The following is a 15,855-nucleotide window of genomic DNA, read 5'->3' as shown; positions in this document are numbered from 1 at the left end:
ACCGACGCGCGTCACTTCGGGACGACCCACATCGTGCAGGAGGCGGCCTGGTTGGCGCCGAGCGTCACCTCGACGCCCTTGAAGTCAGCGACACCCTCGATGTCGGTCTCCGACGCGGCCAGCGTGGTCGGTCCAGCACGGCACTCCCAGCGGGACAACCGATAGCCGGCGAGGGCACTCGAGATCTGCGGCACGACTTCGGTGGTCACTGATGAACTGGCGAGCTCGAAGTCGAACGTCCCGGTCGGGAAGCTGCCGCTCGTCGCAACGGTGCGGGTGGCTCCGCCCTCGCTCGTCTCGCCGACGTTCTCGTACACGACCTCGGGTTGGAACTTCTGTCCATCGCCGCCGGAATCGATACGGGTCCGGATGGTGAGCGTTCCGCCGCAGTCCTTCAACGCAACGGTCTTGAGCGCCTCGGTGAGGCCGCCGAAGCCGTCCAAAAGATAGAGATTGGCCTGCTCAGCGTTGCTGCCGTTGTATTGAACACCCGAGTCGGTGCCATCGACCAACTGCGCCAGGATTTGACGACCGGTCTTGTAGGTGGCGTTGTAATTGCCGGGCGGATCGAAGTACTGAGTGTTGTTGAGACCGTTGTCGGGACCGTTGACCCCCACGCCGATGATCGACGGCGGGGTGGCCCGACGGAACGGAGCCGCCACAGCTTCGGCTTCCGCCCAGTTCGTGTACGTGAACGAGCTACCCGAGCCGCCGAGGTTGCCGGACGAGTTGACGTAGTACGTCGGGACACCGTCGGTGAAGAAGACCACAGTGTCCGGGGTCACCTGGTCGCCGGGCTTGCCGTCATTGACCAGCGCCCGGTACCAGGCGTGCTCCCAGTTCGTACCGCCGGCGCTTCCGCTGTTGCCGCTCAGGTTGGTCGAGTTGATCTGCGCCTTCACGGCGTCGACTTCGCTCGACTCGCTCATGTCGTAGTAGCCGTTGCCGGTCGTGCCGTTGCCCAGCACCTGCGCCCACGTGCCGAACTCGACCACCTGCAGCTGCACCGGAGTACCTCGAAACTCTTCGATGAACGCGCGGACGCTCGTACGCACCGTGCCCATCGCCGCCGTTCCGATCGAGTTGGAGTCGTCGACCATGATCACGATCGGGCCACCGCACCGAGACGGCTCGCGGACGAACGACGGCGAGCCGGTCGGCGCCGACGAGGAGATGGCGCCCATCGAGACGCCGCCGGCCGTCAGCGTGACGGTGTCCTGCCCACCCTCGGCCGCCGACAGCTCCTCGGACGCACCCAAGCCCCCGTTGATGGTCACCGACACTTGCTGGCCGGCAACGTTCTCGTACTCGACGCCCTCGCCCTCGAAGTCAGGTGACGACGTGGTCATGCTCCAGTCGGTGCCGAGATTCCTCAGCACGACGATCGACGAGCAGGTGGCCTGCGAACCGAGAGCACCCGAGCACTCGTAGCGAACGAGTTCGGAGCCGTCGGCGCCCGGCACCAGACGGTACGACACCGCAGTCTCCATGGTGGTGGGGCCGGCCGCCACCGTCCTCCAGCGAAGCACCACTTGGTTGTCCCCCTCGAACGAGAAACCCGGGGGGCAGCTGATGCCGGTCCCGCACGGTTGCGCCGTGGCAGAGGTATCGACCGGCACGAAACCCGAGACCAATCCGTACGGGTCTGTGCCGTCGTCCACTGGGGTGGTGCTCACTTCGAGATTGACCGAGGCCAGGTCAGCAGGCATCCACGTCGTGAACGATTGCTCGCTGCGCGCCAGCGTGAGGCGTCCCTCGGTCGAGTCGGTCGTCCGGAACGTCACGACGAGAGCGGCACTGATCACCGTTGCGACGAGCCCGAGCAAGGTGACGGTCACCAACAGCTCGACCAGTGTCATACCCCGATCCCTGCCGGTTCTTGGGTCAGACATTCGTTCCTCCGATTTTCGACTTGATGACCTCGATCGAACGGGTCACCCGGCCGTCAGGCCCGGTGATCGTGATCTCGACCCTTTGGACGCGCTGAGCAGTGGGATCGGTGGGGCACGCACCTGCGATCCACGACGAGGGGGCGAAGGCGCCGCCGTCGGCGTCGTAGCTGAGATGCGTCACGGTCGCGACGGCCGACCCTTCGCCCTCCCAGGTGGCGATTGCGGCCTGCACGAACGGGTCGTAGCCGCCGGCGGCGCACTTGAGTGGGGCGCGCGAAACCCGATCGCTTGCGTTGAGCAGTGCCGTTTCGACCTTGGCTGCCTCTTGCGCATTGGCGGACACGACGATGCTCGTTCGCATCGCGGCCAGGATCCCGACGATCACCGTGCCGATCAAGACGATCGCAACCAAGATCTCGATGAAGGTCACTCCCGGGTCGCGCGCGTGCACGGGTGATTCCTCATCCAAGTTGCCCGCCAAGTTGTGCACGTCGTCCTCCGTGGATCGATCTCGGTGCCCGCCGAAACGCCCGCCCGGCGCTCCATCGATCGGCAGGGACCTTTTTACTACAGGTCCACCCACACGAACGACAAATTTATGTGAAGTGGCTCGCCGACGAGTAACGAACACCGGAATTCCGACGAACGCCGATCCGAAACCTCACCATGCGCGGAACCGCACGCGCGCTCCGTCAAAACGTGGAACACTTCGCGCGTGCACGATGACGCCGCTCAGCGGTACCGATCCGTCAGCCGACAGCTCCACGACATCGCCAAGCCGATGCGGGTCCTGTCCCGACTCAACTGGCCCGGCCACATCCGCGAGGACTTCCTCGCCGGGGGCGCCACCGCCCTGCCGGCTCCTTCCTACGAGCCGTTCGACGCGACCGACACCGTGGCCGCCGTCGAGGCGGCCCGTTCAGAGCTCGAACCCGGCTTCGTGGTCGACGACTGGCTCGTCCGCGAGTGCGACGCCATCGAGGCGACGGCCTGCATGCTCGCCTCGGTCGGCACCGCCGACTTCCACGAGTACAGCGCCCGCCTGTACGGCTCGCCGACCCGACCACTCCCCTACGACCCGGCGACACCGCTCGACCTGGCCAACCGGATCCACACCGCACTCGACGAACTCGCCACCTCGAAGCTCCTGCCTCAACCGATCCGCGACCAGACGGCGCTCGACGTGGTCAGCACCCTCGAACCTGCGGTGCGCGACCACTTCGGTGAGCAGGCGCCCGAGATCCTGATCGTCGACGAACTGTCGGCCAACGCCGTGGCGTCGACCAGCCGGATCAAGGTCCGTCGCGATGCGCGGTTCACTCGCAAGGACGCCCTCCAACTCCTCAACCACGAAGCCCACATCCACGTGGCGACGGGGCTCAACGGCCGTGCGCAGACAGAGATCCCGATCCTCGCGATCGGCCACCCCGGCACGACCCGCACCCAGGAAGGCCTCGCCGTCTACGCCGAGTACCTGTCGGGGACCCTCGGTCTCGACCGACTCCGCCGCCTCGCCGATCGCATCGTGGCCGTCCAACTCGCCGCCGACGGCGCCGACTTCATCGAGGTGTTCCGTTGGTTCCGGGAACGGTCGGCCGACGACGAGCAGGCCTTCGAGTCGACCCGCCGCATCTTCCGCGGCGCTCCGATCGACGGCGGCGCGCCCTTCACCAAGGACTGTGCGTACCTGTCTGGATTCTTGTCGGTCGCGACCTTCGTCCGAGCCGCGTTCAACGCCGGCCGCGCCGACACGGTGGCACTCCTCTTCTCCGGCAAGCTCGACCTCTGGTCGGTCGCCGCCCTTGCGGAGCTACGCGCCGCCGGATTGGTCAACCCGGCCCGGTTCCTGCCGCCGTGGGCGAGCGACCCGTCGTGGGTACTGACCCACCTCACGCTGAGTACGTTCCAGGCCGGCATCGACCTCGACGTCGTGACGGAACACATCGCCGAGCTCCTCGCACAGGTCCCCGCAGTCGACATCGTCGCCGGCGCCCGGTTCCGCGCCGAAGCCCCCTGACCCGACCGAGGCCCGCCAGCTTCTCGGCGGCTCACGTCCGGCGAACCGCACCGCAGACACCGAGCAACGACCGGCCACCCCACCCCCGGAACGCGATCGAGCCCGGACGGGTCACCGTCCGGGCTCGATCGTGGTTGCACTCGCCGGCCACCCACCGGCGAGTACATCAGGGGAGAACTACGCCTCCTCGACGACGAAGGCGGTCACCATGCCGAACATGCCGTCGTCACGCTCGGCGTGGGTGAGGATGTGGCAGTGCCACGCCCACACACCGGGGTCGGTCAGCTTGTAGAGCACCGTGTACCGCTCACCCGGCGCCACGTTGATCGTGTCGCTCGGCACCGGCACGAGCAGCTCCTTGCCGTCCTTGGCGATGATCCAACCGAGCGGCTGGTGGAGGTGCATCGGGTGCGCCTGCAGGCCCTCGTTCTGGTAGTGCACCATGATCGTGTCGCCAACCGTGCCCGAGTAGATCTCGGTGGCCGGGAAGCTCTTGCCGTTGAGGGTCAAGCCGATCACGCCGGCGTCGTTGAGCACCATCTGGATCTCCTGATCCGGCTCGGCGGCGAAGCCCTGGTCGATGAGCACGTCGGGGGTCTGCATCTGACCGACGGTGAACGCTCCGAACAAGCCGTCGAGCACCTGACTGGCTCCGTTGTGGCTGTGGTAGATGCCGACGGCCGGCTCGAGCGCCTCGAACTCGTACACGAACTCCTCGCCCGGCGGCACGGCGTCCTGCGTAAAGGGCGGCACGCCGTCCATCGCGTTCGGCACCTTGATGCCGTGCCAGTGGATCACGGTCGGCGCGGGCAGCTCGTTCTTCAGGATGACCCTGACCATGTCGCCGACCTCGACGTGGATCTCGGGTGCCGGCACCACGCCGTTGTAGGTGTACGCCTCGACGATCTTGCCCGGCTCGATCTCCCAGTCGGCGAGCATCGCCGTGACCTCGAACTCCTTGTAGCCGTCGTCCGACATCGTGTACTCCATCAGCTGGCCGCCGAACTCGGACTTGGCCTCCTCGACGAAGCGCAGTGCACGGCTGTCCATCGCTTCCTGCATCTCCTGCCAGGTGTCGTAGCCGTGGAAGTGGTCGATCTCACCGTCGGACGAACCGGCACCGGTGTACGCACCCGGCTCGGCGTTCATGATGATGTGCAGGTTGCCGTTCATGCCGGCTTCGTTATGTCCGGGGATCTCGCAGATCATCGGGTACACCCCGACGCCCATCTCACCGAGCTCGAGATCTTGGGTCTCGCCCGGCTGGAGGTCGCGCGTCTTCGATCCCAGGACCTGCAGGTTGTGCACCTGCGAATCGGTGTTGGTGATGCGCAAGGTGACCTGGCCTGGGGGCGCCATGATGTGCTGCGGGCTGAACTTGAGCGCACCGAGTTCCATCTCGATGATCGAGGCAGCACCGGTTCCGCCGCCACCTTCACCGGCGGCCGACTCGGTCGAGCCGGAGCGGCCCAACGCGAAGAAGCCGAGGAACAAGGCGGCGAGTGCGACGAAAATCGCTGTCCAGTTCAGAAACGAACGGTCGTCAGAGGTCATAGCGGACAATCCTGGTGGCCCGCTGAGAATCGGACGTAGGGACCCCTGATCCGTGGCGATGGGACCAAAGTCCCGAAAATCGCCGGAAGTCGGGAACTCACGGCCGGCTCGAACCGACCGTTCCCGAGCCGTCAGGTGCGCCGGATCAGAACGGGACGGTCCAGCGCAGTTCGGCGCCGGGGGTGCCGTTGCGCCGCTGGAGGGTGCACGTCCCCCCGAAACCGGCCGCACGGGAGTGCAGGTTCTTCAGGCCGTGACCTGCCTGCACCGACGCCTGGTCGGCCGGCGGGCCGACCCCGTCGTCGACCACCGTCATCACCACGCTGCCGGCGTCGACGGTCACCAGGACCGCCGCCTCCGACGCCTTGGCGTGCCGTGCCACGTTGCCGAGCGCTTCGCGCATCGAGGCGATCATCTCGGTGCGAACCTCGTTCGTCAGCACCGAGTCGACCGGTCCCTCGAGCCGCAGAGCCGGCGTGAAACCGAGCACCCGGCTCGCCTGGGCGACCACGTCGGCGAGCTCCTGCCCGAGCGCGCCACGGGCCCCGGCCGTGCCGAGGGTGAACACGATCGTGCGCACCTCGGAGATGATCCGGTCGACGTCTTCGACGACGGCCTGGAGCTTGTCGGCCACCGCGTCGGGCGCCCCCACCCCGATCGCCTGAACCGTCAGGCCCATCCCGTACAGATGCTGCAGCACCACGTCGTGCAGGTCACGGCCGATCCGCTCACGCTCTTCGACCAGCGCCAGCTGCTCGTGCGCCACCGACAACCGTCGCTGCGCCTCCTGGCGATCGGACACGTCACGAACCGCCGTGATCACGAATCGGCCGTTGTGCTCGAACGGGCTTAGCGAGATCTCGACGGGCACCTCGCGCCCGTCGGCGTGCTGCAACGCCAGTTCGAGGCCGGCGCCCATCGGCCGCTGCGTCGGCTCGCTCATGTACCGCGCTCGCAGCGCGTCGTGCTGGCCTCGCAACGCCGAGGGCACGAGTTCGTCGACCGAGCGTCCCTCGAGGTCGGGATACCCCGACATGCCGAGCATCGCACGGTTCGCATAGACGACGGTGCCTGCCTCATCGACGATCAGCACCCCGTCGGGGGCGCGCTCGACGGCGTGGAGCAACATCGCAGTATCAGGTGCGGCAGACACGCCGCACACTGTACGTGGCGGGCCCGTTCCGCACCGAGGAACCCCCGGGTCCCGGCCCGATCCCGGCGTCGGGGGCCGAAGGTCCCTTGTGATCGCGCCGATCGCGTGATCGACTGTGGCGCATGGGAACGGAGATTCGCGCATTCCTCATGGACGACCATGAAGTGGTTCGTCAGGGCGTTCGCGCCCTGCTCGAGTCGAGTGGTGAGATCGAGGTCGTCGGTGAGGCGTCCAACGCCGCCGAGGCGTTGGCACGCATCCCGGCCCTGCAACCCGACGTCGCCGTGCTCGACGTCCGGGTGCCCGACGGCAACGGCATCGAGGTGTGCCGCGAGATCCGCAGCTCGGTCGGTACCAACTGCCTCATGCTCACCTCGTACAGCGACGACGAAGCCCTGTTCGAGGCGATCATGGCCGGCGCATCCGGCTACATGCTCAAGCAGATCCGCGGCAAGGAGCTGCTCGACGCCGTCAAGCGGGTCGCCGCCGGCGAGTCGCTGCTCGACCCGGCCATCACCGGTCGCGTGCTCCAGCGCCTCCGCACCCCCTCCGAGGAGGACGAGCGCCTCTCCCGCCTCACCCCGCAGGAGCGCCGCATCCTCCACTACATCGCCGACGGCATGACGAACCGCCAGATCGCCTCCGAGATGTACCTCGCCGAGAAGACGATCAAGAACTACGTCTCGAACATGCTCGGCAAGCTCGGTATGGAGCGCCGCACCGAGGCCGCCGTCTTCGCCACCAAGCTCGAGCTCACCGGCCACCCCATCGAGGGCTGACCGTTCGAGCCGGTTCGACACGTCCGTCTACCCGGGTCGCCGTTCCCGCCGGACCGTTCCCCGGTGGGTAGGGTGACCGGCCGATGGATCGACCGGTGTACATCGCCCTCGAGGGCTCCGAGGGCTGCGGCAAGAGCACGCAGTCGCGTCGCCTCGCCGACGCGCTCGGCGCCACACTCACCCGCGAAACCGGCGGCACCGCGGTCGGCCAGCGCCTCCGCGCCATCCTGCACGACACCGACGTCACCGACCTCGACGACCGCGCCGAAGCACTGATCGTCGCTGCCGATCGTGCTCAGCACATCGCCCAGGTCGTGCGTCCGTCGCTCGAGTCGGGCACGCCCGTCGTCAGCGACCGCAGCGTGTACTCGACCCTCGCCTACCAGGGCTACGGCCGTGGCCTCGACGTCGACGAGTTGCGCACCCTCAACGAGTGGGCGATCGGCGACACGACCCCCGACCTCGTGATCCTGCTGCGCGTGCCCGACGACGTCGCCCGCCGACGCATGGAGCGCCGCGAGCTCGACCGGTTCGAACGGGCGGGCGACGACTTCCACGCCCGCGTCGACGCCGGCTTCGCCGAGATGTCGGCCGCCGACCCCGAACGCTGGGCGATCGTCGATGCGTCGGCCCCGCTCGACGAGGTCGCGACGACGATCCGCTCGATCGTGCAGGACCGGTTGGGCGTATGAGCACCGTCTGGGATGGCGTCGTCGGCCAGCCGACCGCGGTCGACCTCCTCCGCCGAGCGGCCGCCAACCCGGTCCACGCCTACCTGTTCGTCGGCCCGGCGGGCTCGACGAAGAAGGAAGCGGCCCGGGCCTTCACCGCTCGCCTGCTGACCGGTGGCGACGATCCGACCACCCGCGACGCCGAACTCGTCCTCCGCGGCGAGCACCCCGACGTTCGCGAGGTGGAGCGCGAGGGCGCCCGTATCTCGTTCGATCAGGCTCGAGAGATCTCCCGCATCGCATCGCTCGCCCCGACCGAGAGCGATCGCAAGGTGATGATCCTCGACGAGTTCCACCTGCTCTCGCCCGAAGGCGCAGCCCTGCTCCTGAAGACCATCGAGGAACCGCCCCCGTCGACGACGTTCCTGATCCTGGCCGACACGATCCCGCACGACCTGATCACGATCTCGTCCCGGTGCGCCCGGATCGACTTCCGGGTCATCACCGATGGTGACATCGCCGCCCGACTCGTCGCCGACGGCCACGACGCCGAGGCCGCCCAGGTGGCCGCACGAGCGGCTGCCGGCAACCTCGACCGGGCACGGGTCCTCGCGTCCGATCCGGCCCTCGTCGAACGGCGCAACGCCTTCGCATCGGCGCCCCGAGAACTCGACGGCAACGGCACGACGGTCATGCGTCTGGTCGACCAGCTGCTCGCCCTGATCGAGTCGGCCGCCGGTCCGCTGTCGGAACGGCAGGCGACCGAGATCGCCGAGTTGGACGAGCGGATCGAGCGGTACGGCGAGCGGGGCTCGGGCAAGAAGGCGCTCGAGACACGCCACAAACGCGAGCAGCGACGCCACCGAACCGACGAGATCCGCTCCGGTCTGACGGTGATGGCCGGCGTCTACCGTGACGCGCTGGTGGGCGGCAGCGCCCGGCGACCCGACGAGATCGCGGACGCCGTCGACCGGCTCCACCAGGCGATGGAAGCGCTCGAACGGAACCCGAACGAGCCGCTCCTGCTCCAGAACCTGCTCTGGTCGCTCCCGTCGATCTGACGGCGAGCGCTGACCGGCGGAGCCGGCAACCTCAGGGGGCCGGCGTGAAGATCGCGGTGATCGTGCGGCCGAGCACGCTGCCGCTCGTCGACAGGTCCTTGTCGGAACAGGCGACGCTGTACGACACGGTCTGACCGGCGTCGATGTCGAAGGTCCGAGTTCCCGACAGCGTCCCCTCCGCCCGTGGCTGTTCGTGGCCGTAGTCGGACACAGTGGACGATCCGATGTCGCTGAGGTTCACGGATCCGGGGATCGAGGTCGTCTCGAACGGCGCGCACGTCGCGTACGTGAACGAACCGCTCGTCGAGACGGTCGCGTTGGTCGAGTAGTTGATCGTCACCTGACCGTCGACGGGCGCCGTGACGCTGACGTCGATGACCGACGCCGCCGTCGACGACAACGGCGTTCCTGCGGCGATCTCGTTCGAGACGGCGAACGAACGGCCTTCGGCGAGATCGGTCACCTCGGCCTCCAGTGATGCGACGTCGGACTCGACGGCGGCGAGGTCGGACTTCACCGCACCGAGCTCGTCCGCGAGCTCCTGCAACGACGACCCCGAGTAGTACCCGACCACGTCGATGATGATGTTGACCGAACCCGCGAAGTTGTACACCTTGATCTTGCCGTCGGGCGACAACTTCACATCGACCTTGTTCGGCGTCGCCGGCGCACCCGCAGTCACGTTCAGATTCGACAACGTCGGCGCCGACGACAGATTCGCCGGATACAACCGCACATTCGACGGCGCCGTCGCGTTCACCGCCGTCACGTTCAACGCCACACCGACCGCATCGGACGGAATCGCCAACGCACCCGTGCACTGACCATTCGAACCACGCACCGTCACCGTGACCGCCTCATCGGCACCGATCGGCGCACTACGCGGCCCGACCGTGTTCGGCGCCGGCCGCGTATCGGTCAAACGACAACCCGCCGTCGGCACGAACGTCGCATCGTCATCACCCGGCGCAGCATCGACCGACCACGCCTGCAACACCACCACGAAGGCCAACAGCGCAACCACCGCCGCACCAGCAACCCACACACCACGAAACCGCCACGTACTCATTCTCAACACTCCCGCCGAGCTATCAGGGCGCCCGGCTCCGCTGCCGAACGCGTTCCGCCCGAGGATGGCACACGCCGCCACGCGCACCGCGTCTTTGCGCCGGTGATGTTGATCCCCTGGTCGCTCCTGTCTATCGAGCGGCCGGTGCCGACCGTCGATCTCAGGGCGCCGGCGTGAACGTCGCCGTCAGGCTCGGGCTGAAGGCCCAACCCGAAGTCGACGACTGACTACGGCTGCAGGCGACGATGTACGTGACGGTCTGACCCGCAGCGATCTCGAACACCCGCTCACCGGTCGCGTTGCCTTCAGCGTTGTTGACCTCATGGCCGTAGGCCGAGACGAACCCGACCCCGACGTCGTCGATAGCGACTCGTCCGGTCGGCAAGGTCCCATCGACGAACGGTGCGCACGTCACGTAAACGGCGCCCGGACTTCCGGTCACGGTCACGATCGTCGAGTGGTGCACCGTCACGTGGCCATCGGCCGGCGCCGTCACCGACAGCTCCGTCACTGCTGCGGCACTCGATCCGATCGCCTGTTGAGGGCGGTCGCCGGCCGATACCGTGAAGGGCATGCGCGCGGCGAGCGACGCGACCTCGGACTCGACGGCGGCGAGATCGGACTTCACCGCACCGAGCTCGTCCGCGAGCTCCTGCAACGACGACCCGGAGTAGTACCCGACCACGTCGATGATGATGTTGACCGAACCCGCGAAGTTGTACACCTTGATCTTGCCGTCGGGCGACAACTTCACATCGACCTTGTTCGGCGTCGCCGGCGCACCCGCAGTCACGTTCAGATTCGACAACGTCGGCGCCGACGACAGATTCGCCGGATACAACCGCACATTCGACGGCGCCGTCGCGTTCACCGCCGTCACGTTCAACGCCACACCGACCGCATCGGACGGAATCGCCAACGCACCCGTGCACTGACCGTTCGAACCACGCACCGTCACCGTGACCGCCTCATCGGCACCGATCGGCGCACTACGCGGCCCGACCGTGTTCGGCGCCGGCCGCGTATCGGTCAAACGACAACCCGCCGTCGGCACGAACGTCGCATCATCGTCACCCGGCGCAGCATCGACCGACCACGCCTGCAACACCACCACGAAGGCCAACAGCGCAACCACCGCCGCACCAGCAACCCACACACCACGAAACCGCCACGTCGTCATGCTCAACACTCCCGCCGAGTAGATGGGGCGCTCAGCTCCACTGCCGAACGCATCGTCCACCGAGCATGGCACACGCCGCCGACCCCGTCGAGCGGCGTGCTGCGACGTTGGCGTGCCGAACCAAACGGGTACGGGCCCCGACATGACACTCGCCTCGATCCGACTCGTCTCCGATGCGCTCGATCTGTGGTTCGTTCCGATCGCCGCGCTGACCATGCTGCTCACCGTCACGCTGGCCGTGCGCATCGCCGACGTCCGCTCGTTGTCGAAAATGATGAGCTTTGACTTCGCCGTCACCGTCTCGTTGGGTTCGGTGCTCGCATCGATCGTGACGCTCTCGACGCCGCTGCTGGACGGCGTCGCCGCCGTCGCGGCCCTCCTCGGTGTGCAGGCGGCGCTCACCGCCATCCGCCGACGATCCAACGCCGCCCGGCGGGCTTCCGACAACGCACCGATTCTCCTCATGGACCGCGGAACGCCCATCGAAGAGAACCTGCGCGAGGTCCGCATGACCCTCGGCGACCTCTACTCGAAGCTCCGCATCGCCGGCGTGACCTCGATGGACGAGGTCGGTGCGGTCGTCCTCGAAACCACCGGCGACGTCGCCGTTCTCGCCGCGAACGACATCGACGACGAACTCCTCACCGACGTCCGCCGAGGCGCTGCGACCTGAATCGTCACGAGGCACACGAGGCAACCAGGTCGTGCACCACGTTTGCCTCTCCCCGGCGTATGTGGGACGGCGAATCCAGCGCTAACCTGTCGGACCGCTGCCCAGATAGCTCAGTCGGTAGAGCAACGCACTCGTAATGCGTAGGTCAGGGGTTCAATTCCCCTTCTGGGCTCTGCAGAACGGCCGGACCCTCGGGTCCGGCCGTTCGTCGTTCATCCCTGCTCGGGCGGAGCGATGATCGGATCGTCGCGGCGGGTCGGGGTCCGGAGGATCACGACGGTGCCGATGACGCCGGCGGCGATGATGACGCCACGGACCACCCAACTGTCGAGCAGGAAGGCGCTGATCGCGATGGCGATCGTCATCATCGCGATGGCCGTCACCTTGGCCTTCATCGGCATGCCCAGCCCGGCACGGTAAGCCTGCACCGCCGGCCCGACCTTCGGCAGACCCAAGACCCACTGTTCGAGGCGCGGGCTCGATCGGGAGAACGCCGCAGCGGCGAGGATCATGAAGCCGGTCGTCGGCAGGCCCGGCACGACGACACCGATCAAGCCCAAACCGACGCACACCAGACCCGCCACGGCCCAGAGTGCCCGAGCCAACCGTGACCGCACGACCGGCGTCGCGGCCAGTGCCAGCTCGTCTCGTTCGAGCGAGCCCTGGGGCGATCCGGGCGACATCGCCGTCATCGTACGGGCGGCCCGGCGAGGTGTCGACCGGACCTTGGTCCCCTCTCGGAGATCACCGCTCGGCGACGTAGGTTTCGGGTGCGCGACGGACGGGCACCGCGCCGTCGACGCCACCGATCGGAGATCCAACCATGACGACACGCATCGAAACCGACACCCTCGGCGAGGTCGAGGTGCCCGACGTGCGCTACTGGGGCGCCCAGACCCAACGCAGCCTCGAGAACTTCGACATCGGTGGGCAGACGATGCCGCGCGAGATCGTCATGGCCTTCGCGCAGCTCAAGAAGGCAGCGGCGCTCGTCAACGCCGACCTGACGGAGTTCCCGGCCGAGACCGCGAACGCGATCGCCGCTGCGTGCGACGAGATCCTGGCCGGCGACCACGACGACGAGTTCCCGCTCGTCGTCTGGCAGACCGGTTCGGGCACCCAGAGCAACATGAACGTCAACGAGGTCGTCGCCAACCGCGCCACCGAACTGCTCGGCGGCGACTTCCGGGCCGAGAAGCTCGTGAAGGCCAACGACGACGTCAACAAGAGTCAGAGCTCGAACGACACCTTCCCGACGGCGATGCACATCGCCGTGTACGACGCGATCGTCACTCGGATGCTGCCGAACGTGCGGCTCCTCCACGACACGCTCGCTGCCAAGTCGACGGAGTTCATGGATGTCGTGAAGACGGGACGAACCCACCTCATGGACGCCACCCCCGTCACGCTCGGCCAGGAGTTCAGCGGGTACGCGATGCAGCTGCAACGAGGCATGGAGGCGGTCGACGACAGCCTCGTGCGGGTGCGCGAGCTGGCCCTCGGCGGCACCGCCGTCGGCACCGGCCTCAACACCCCAGAGGGCTACGACGTCGCGGTCGCCGCCAAGATCGCCGAGCTGACCGGCCACCCGTTCGTCACCGCCGAGAACAAGTTCGAGAGCCTCAGCGCCCACGATGCAATGGTCGAGATCAGCGGCGCGCTGAAGCGGTTGGCCGTGAGCCTGATGCACATCGCCAACAACATCCGGATGCTGGCGAGCGGTCCTCGCACGGCGATCGGCGAGATCGTGCTCCCGGCCAACGAACCGGGCAGCTCGATCATGCCGGGCAAGGTCAACCCGACCCAGTGTGAGGCGCTCACGATGGTGAGTGCTCAGGTGATCGGCAACGACACGGCGGTCAGCGTCGCCGGCACGCACGGCCACTTCCAACTCAACGTCTTCAAGCCGGTGATGGCCGCCAACGTGCTCCACAGCATCCGACTGATCGGCGACGCCTGCAAAAGCTTCAACGACCACTGCGCCGTCGGCATCGAGCCGAACCGAGCGCGCATCGAGGAGCTGCTGGGTCAGAGCCTCATGCTCGTCACGGCCTTGAACACCAAGATCGGCTACTACGCGGCGGCCGAGATCGCGCAGGCGGCGCACGCCAACGGCACCACCCTGCGCGACGAGGCCGTGAACCTCGGGCACCTCACCGCCGAGGAGTTCGATGAGATCGTCGTCCCCGACAAGATGGTCGGTCGCACCGGCTGACGACGCCGAAGCGCGGGTCAGCGCTCGATGCCGAGTTGGGCGTAGAGGCTGTCGACGTTCCAGTACTGACGCAGCGCCGCGATCGTGTCGCCGTCGAAGTCGGCGACCGCGACGCCGTTCAGAAAGATCTTGCTCCCGTTCGGTTCGAGCACATCACCACTGGCGAGTTCGATCGAGCCGACGAGCTGGGTCGACATCGTCCACTCGGCGCAGGCCTGCAGTCCGCCGACGTCGAGCGGGCGCACCTCGACCGACACGTCACCGAACGCCTCGTCGCGCTGGTCGATGGCTGCGAGCAGTTCGTCACGCGTCGCCGTCGCCAGCTCGGGCGTCCACACCCGCACATCGGGTGCGAGCGTGCGTGTGAGCACGTCACGGTCGTACGTCGCGAGCGCCCGCAGTGTCGCCGCCAGCACGTCGGCGCGTCGTGCGGCCGTCACGATGACTCGAGCCGATCGATGGCCGCCCGATGTTCGTCGGGTGTGAGGGCACCGGCATCCAAGAGCCCGTCGAGATCGGCCCGGATCTGTTCGGGAGCCGGCCCGACCGCGTTCGGCGACTCGGGGGCGGCGGGCTGGTGCCGAGCCGACTCGAACTCCCGCTGCAGGCTCCGGTTGTACGCAGCCTGATCGGTGCGGTTCCGCGGCAGCGAGAACGGCATCCACGTCTCGCGTGGGCGATAGAGGAAGAGCATCGACGACCCGTCAGAGGCCGAGCAGCTTCGCCTTCTCGGCGGCGAACTCGGCCTCGGTGAGGATGCCCTGCTCCTTGAGCTCGGCGAGTTGCTTGAGCTGCTCGATCGGCACGGACGACGCCGGCGCCGCGGCGGGCGCAGCGGCGGGCGGCGCCTCGTAGACGGGAGCGGGTGCGGGCGCCGGGGCGGGCTCGTAGTACTGCGGTTGCTGTTGTTGCGACCAGCGATTCGCCTGGCGACGCGAGACACGGTTGGAAACGGCGGTCGCGGTCCCCGCCACCACGGCGGTTCGGGCGACGCCTCGGAGCAGTCCTGGCATGATCGGTCCTTCTTTCTGTCGTTCGCTCGTGGGTCAGTCGGTCTCGGTTGCGTCGAGCGCAGCGGCGATGTCGGCGAGGGGGATGTATCCGGCGGCGACCAGTTCGGCTCCGCCGTTGCGCAGCCCGGCGACGAACCGTGTGGCCCAGCAGTTCTCGAACAGCAGGATGCCCGCCGACGATCCGGGCTCGATCGCCGCGGCCGCGTCGTCGAAGTCGGACTGATCGAGCAGCCCGGCGGACACGCCATGGAAGACGGTCATGTCGAAGTCTCCGCTGTCGATCTCCTGGAGTTCGGCCGCGGTCACCGAGCCGTCGTCATGACGGGTGACGAAGGCCAGATCGAGCACGCGGATGATGCCCCGATCCGAGAGCTCGATGAGCTCGGCGAGCCCCTCGCCCGTCATCCGGTTCCCGGGGAACTCGACGATCAGGTAGCTGATCGGTCCCATGGTCGGTTCGGCGTCGGTCACGGCATGCTCCTCGCGGTCGGGTCGGATGTTCGACGTTCGAACCTTACGACGGGTCGCCGGTGCGGCGCCCCACCCGATGTGGGCGACTTTCGGCGTCGCAATCCCCC

Annotated in this window: 17 protein-coding genes and 1 tRNA gene; 7 read left to right on the top strand and 11 right to left on the bottom strand. The window is 67.6% G+C overall.

Annotated features, from left to right (window positions below; genetic code table 11):
* Positions 1-11: 11 nt before the first annotated feature.
* On the bottom strand, positions 12-1,892 hold the full coding sequence (locus BDK89_RS03680) for a vWA domain-containing protein (RefSeq protein ID WP_133867663.1): 1,881 nt from the start codon (positions 1,890-1,892) through the stop codon (positions 12-14).
* On the bottom strand, positions 1,885-2,343 hold the full coding sequence (locus BDK89_RS03675; RefSeq protein ID WP_133867662.1) for a type IV pilus modification PilV family protein: 459 nt from the start codon (positions 2,341-2,343) through the stop codon (positions 1,885-1,887). The genes BDK89_RS03680 and BDK89_RS03675 overlap by 8 nt, the downstream gene beginning before the upstream one ends.
* A 264-nt stretch (positions 2,344-2,607) precedes the next feature.
* On the opposite strand from BDK89_RS03675, the gene BDK89_RS03670 reads away from it, so the two are divergent.
* Positions 2,608-3,909, top strand: a complete 1,302-nt coding sequence (locus BDK89_RS03670; RefSeq protein ID WP_208293954.1) for a peptidase MATCAP family protein — start codon at positions 2,608-2,610, stop codon at positions 3,907-3,909.
* Between the two features lie 177 nt (positions 3,910-4,086).
* Here BDK89_RS03670 and BDK89_RS03665 read toward each other — a convergent pair whose 3' ends face one another.
* Positions 4,087-5,463, bottom strand: a complete 1,377-nt coding sequence (locus BDK89_RS03665) for a multicopper oxidase domain-containing protein (protein WP_133867661.1) — start codon at positions 5,461-5,463, stop codon at positions 4,087-4,089.
* Between the two features lie 145 nt (positions 5,464-5,608).
* Positions 5,609-6,616, bottom strand: coding sequence for a sensor histidine kinase (locus tag BDK89_RS03660; RefSeq protein ID WP_166657364.1), 1,008 nt, complete (start codon positions 6,614-6,616; stop codon positions 5,609-5,611).
* A gap of 122 nt (positions 6,617-6,738) precedes the next feature.
* Between BDK89_RS03660 and BDK89_RS03655 the strand changes: the two genes are divergently transcribed.
* The 3 genes from BDK89_RS03655 to BDK89_RS03645 all read left to right on the top strand — a co-directional run bounded on the left by BDK89_RS03655 (position 6,739) and on the right by BDK89_RS03645 (position 9,127).
* Positions 6,739-7,395, top strand: a complete 657-nt coding sequence (locus BDK89_RS03655; protein ID WP_133867659.1) for a response regulator — start codon at positions 6,739-6,741, stop codon at positions 7,393-7,395.
* A gap of 83 nt (positions 7,396-7,478) precedes the next feature.
* Entirely contained in the window at positions 7,479-8,087 is a 609-nt protein-coding gene (tmk, locus tag BDK89_RS03650; protein ID WP_133867658.1) for a dTMP kinase, read from the top strand.
* The gene (locus tag BDK89_RS03645) at positions 8,084-9,127 is read left to right on the top strand and encodes a DNA polymerase III subunit (RefSeq protein WP_133867657.1); all 1,044 of its coding nucleotides are present in this window, start codon (positions 8,084-8,086) and stop codon (positions 9,125-9,127) included. The genes tmk and BDK89_RS03645 overlap by 4 nt, the downstream gene beginning before the upstream one ends.
* A 31-nt stretch (positions 9,128-9,158) precedes the next feature.
* On the opposite strand, the gene BDK89_RS03640 is transcribed toward BDK89_RS03645, so the two are convergent.
* Together BDK89_RS03640 and BDK89_RS03635 are read right to left on the bottom strand one after the other, a co-directional pair.
* Entirely contained in the window at positions 9,159-10,151 is a 993-nt protein-coding gene (locus tag BDK89_RS03640) for a hypothetical protein (protein ID WP_133867656.1), read from the bottom strand.
* Between the two features lie 205 nt (positions 10,152-10,356).
* Entirely contained in the window at positions 10,357-11,376 is a 1,020-nt protein-coding gene (locus tag BDK89_RS03635; RefSeq protein WP_133867655.1) for a hypothetical protein, read from the bottom strand.
* A 142-nt stretch (positions 11,377-11,518) separates the two neighbouring features.
* On the opposite strand from BDK89_RS03635, the gene BDK89_RS03630 reads away from it, so the two are divergent.
* Both BDK89_RS03630 and BDK89_RS03625 read left to right on the top strand, forming a co-directional pair.
* The gene (locus tag BDK89_RS03630) at positions 11,519-12,049 is read left to right on the top strand and encodes a DUF421 domain-containing protein (protein WP_166657363.1); all 531 of its coding nucleotides are present in this window, start codon (positions 11,519-11,521) and stop codon (positions 12,047-12,049) included.
* A gap of 99 nt (positions 12,050-12,148) precedes the next feature.
* Positions 12,149-12,221 (top strand) — tRNA-Thr (locus tag BDK89_RS03625).
* A 40-nt stretch (positions 12,222-12,261) separates the two neighbouring features.
* Here BDK89_RS03625 and BDK89_RS03620 read toward each other — a convergent pair.
* Positions 12,262-12,732: a YbaN family protein gene (locus BDK89_RS03620; RefSeq protein WP_133867653.1), complete on the bottom strand. Its 471-nt coding sequence runs from the start codon at positions 12,730-12,732 to the stop codon at positions 12,262-12,264.
* Positions 12,733-12,872: 140 nt separating this feature from the next.
* On the opposite strand from BDK89_RS03620, the gene fumC reads away from it, so the two are divergent.
* The gene (fumC, locus tag BDK89_RS03615) at positions 12,873-14,264 is read left to right on the top strand and encodes a class II fumarate hydratase (protein ID WP_133867652.1); all 1,392 of its coding nucleotides are present in this window, start codon (positions 12,873-12,875) and stop codon (positions 14,262-14,264) included.
* A 17-nt stretch (positions 14,265-14,281) separates the two neighbouring features.
* On the opposite strand, the gene BDK89_RS03610 is transcribed toward fumC, so the two are convergent.
* The 4 genes from BDK89_RS03610 to BDK89_RS03600 are packed head-to-tail and all read right to left on the bottom strand — an operon-like array spanning position 14,282 to position 15,748.
* Positions 14,282-14,704 (bottom strand): nuclear transport factor 2 family protein, encoded by a 423-nt coding sequence (locus BDK89_RS03610; protein ID WP_166657362.1) that lies wholly within the window; start codon positions 14,702-14,704, stop codon positions 14,282-14,284.
* On the bottom strand, positions 14,701-14,958 hold the full coding sequence (locus BDK89_RS21605; protein WP_166657361.1) for a hypothetical protein: 258 nt from the start codon (positions 14,956-14,958) through the stop codon (positions 14,701-14,703). Before BDK89_RS21605 ends, BDK89_RS03610 begins: the two co-directional genes overlap by 4 nt.
* Positions 14,959-14,968: 10 nt before the next feature.
* On the bottom strand, positions 14,969-15,277 hold the full coding sequence (locus tag BDK89_RS03605) for an SHOCT domain-containing protein (protein WP_133867650.1): 309 nt from the start codon (positions 15,275-15,277) through the stop codon (positions 14,969-14,971).
* A gap of 33 nt (positions 15,278-15,310) precedes the next feature.
* Positions 15,311-15,748 carry a DUF6325 family protein gene (locus BDK89_RS03600; RefSeq protein ID WP_208293953.1) on the bottom strand — a complete coding sequence of 146 codons (438 nt, stop codon included), beginning with the start codon at positions 15,746-15,748 and terminating at the stop codon, positions 15,311-15,313.
* Between the last annotated feature and the right edge of the window lie 107 nt (positions 15,749-15,855).

This window comes from Ilumatobacter fluminis, assembly GCF_004364865.1.
Taxonomy (GTDB): domain Bacteria; phylum Actinomycetota; class Acidimicrobiia; order Acidimicrobiales; family Ilumatobacteraceae; genus Ilumatobacter; species Ilumatobacter fluminis.
This window is presented reverse-complemented; position numbering and strand designations above follow the sequence as displayed.

What these genes read in the sequence shown, in the direction of transcription:
- BDK89_RS03635 (WP_133867655.1), bottom strand. Translation starts at nt 11,376, where the DNA reads ATGACGACGTGGCGGTTTCGTGGTGTGTGGGTTGCTGGTGCGGCGGTG.
- BDK89_RS03620 (WP_133867653.1), bottom strand. Translation starts at nt 12,732, where the DNA reads ATGTCGCCCGGATCGCCCCAGGGCTCGCTCGAACGAGACGAGCTGGCA.
- tmk (WP_133867658.1), top strand. Translation starts at nt 7,479, where the DNA reads ATGGATCGACCGGTGTACATCGCCCTCGAGGGCTCCGAGGGCTGCGGC.
- BDK89_RS03665 (WP_133867661.1), bottom strand. Translation starts at nt 5,463, where the DNA reads ATGACCTCTGACGACCGTTCGTTTCTGAACTGGACAGCGATTTTCGTC.
- BDK89_RS03645 (WP_133867657.1), top strand. Translation starts at nt 8,084, where the DNA reads ATGAGCACCGTCTGGGATGGCGTCGTCGGCCAGCCGACCGCGGTCGAC.
- BDK89_RS03655 (WP_133867659.1), top strand. Translation starts at nt 6,739, where the DNA reads ATGGGAACGGAGATTCGCGCATTCCTCATGGACGACCATGAAGTGGTT.
- BDK89_RS03680 (WP_133867663.1), bottom strand. Translation starts at nt 1,892, where the DNA reads ATGTCTGACCCAAGAACCGGCAGGGATCGGGGTATGACACTGGTCGAG.
- BDK89_RS03605 (WP_133867650.1), bottom strand. Translation starts at nt 15,277, where the DNA reads ATGCCAGGACTGCTCCGAGGCGTCGCCCGAACCGCCGTGGTGGCGGGG.
- fumC (WP_133867652.1), top strand. Translation starts at nt 12,873, where the DNA reads ATGACGACACGCATCGAAACCGACACCCTCGGCGAGGTCGAGGTGCCC.
- BDK89_RS21605 (WP_166657361.1), bottom strand. Translation starts at nt 14,958, where the DNA reads ATGCTCTTCCTCTATCGCCCACGCGAGACGTGGATGCCGTTCTCGCTG.
- BDK89_RS03630 (WP_166657363.1), top strand. Translation starts at nt 11,519, where the DNA reads ATGACACTCGCCTCGATCCGACTCGTCTCCGATGCGCTCGATCTGTGG.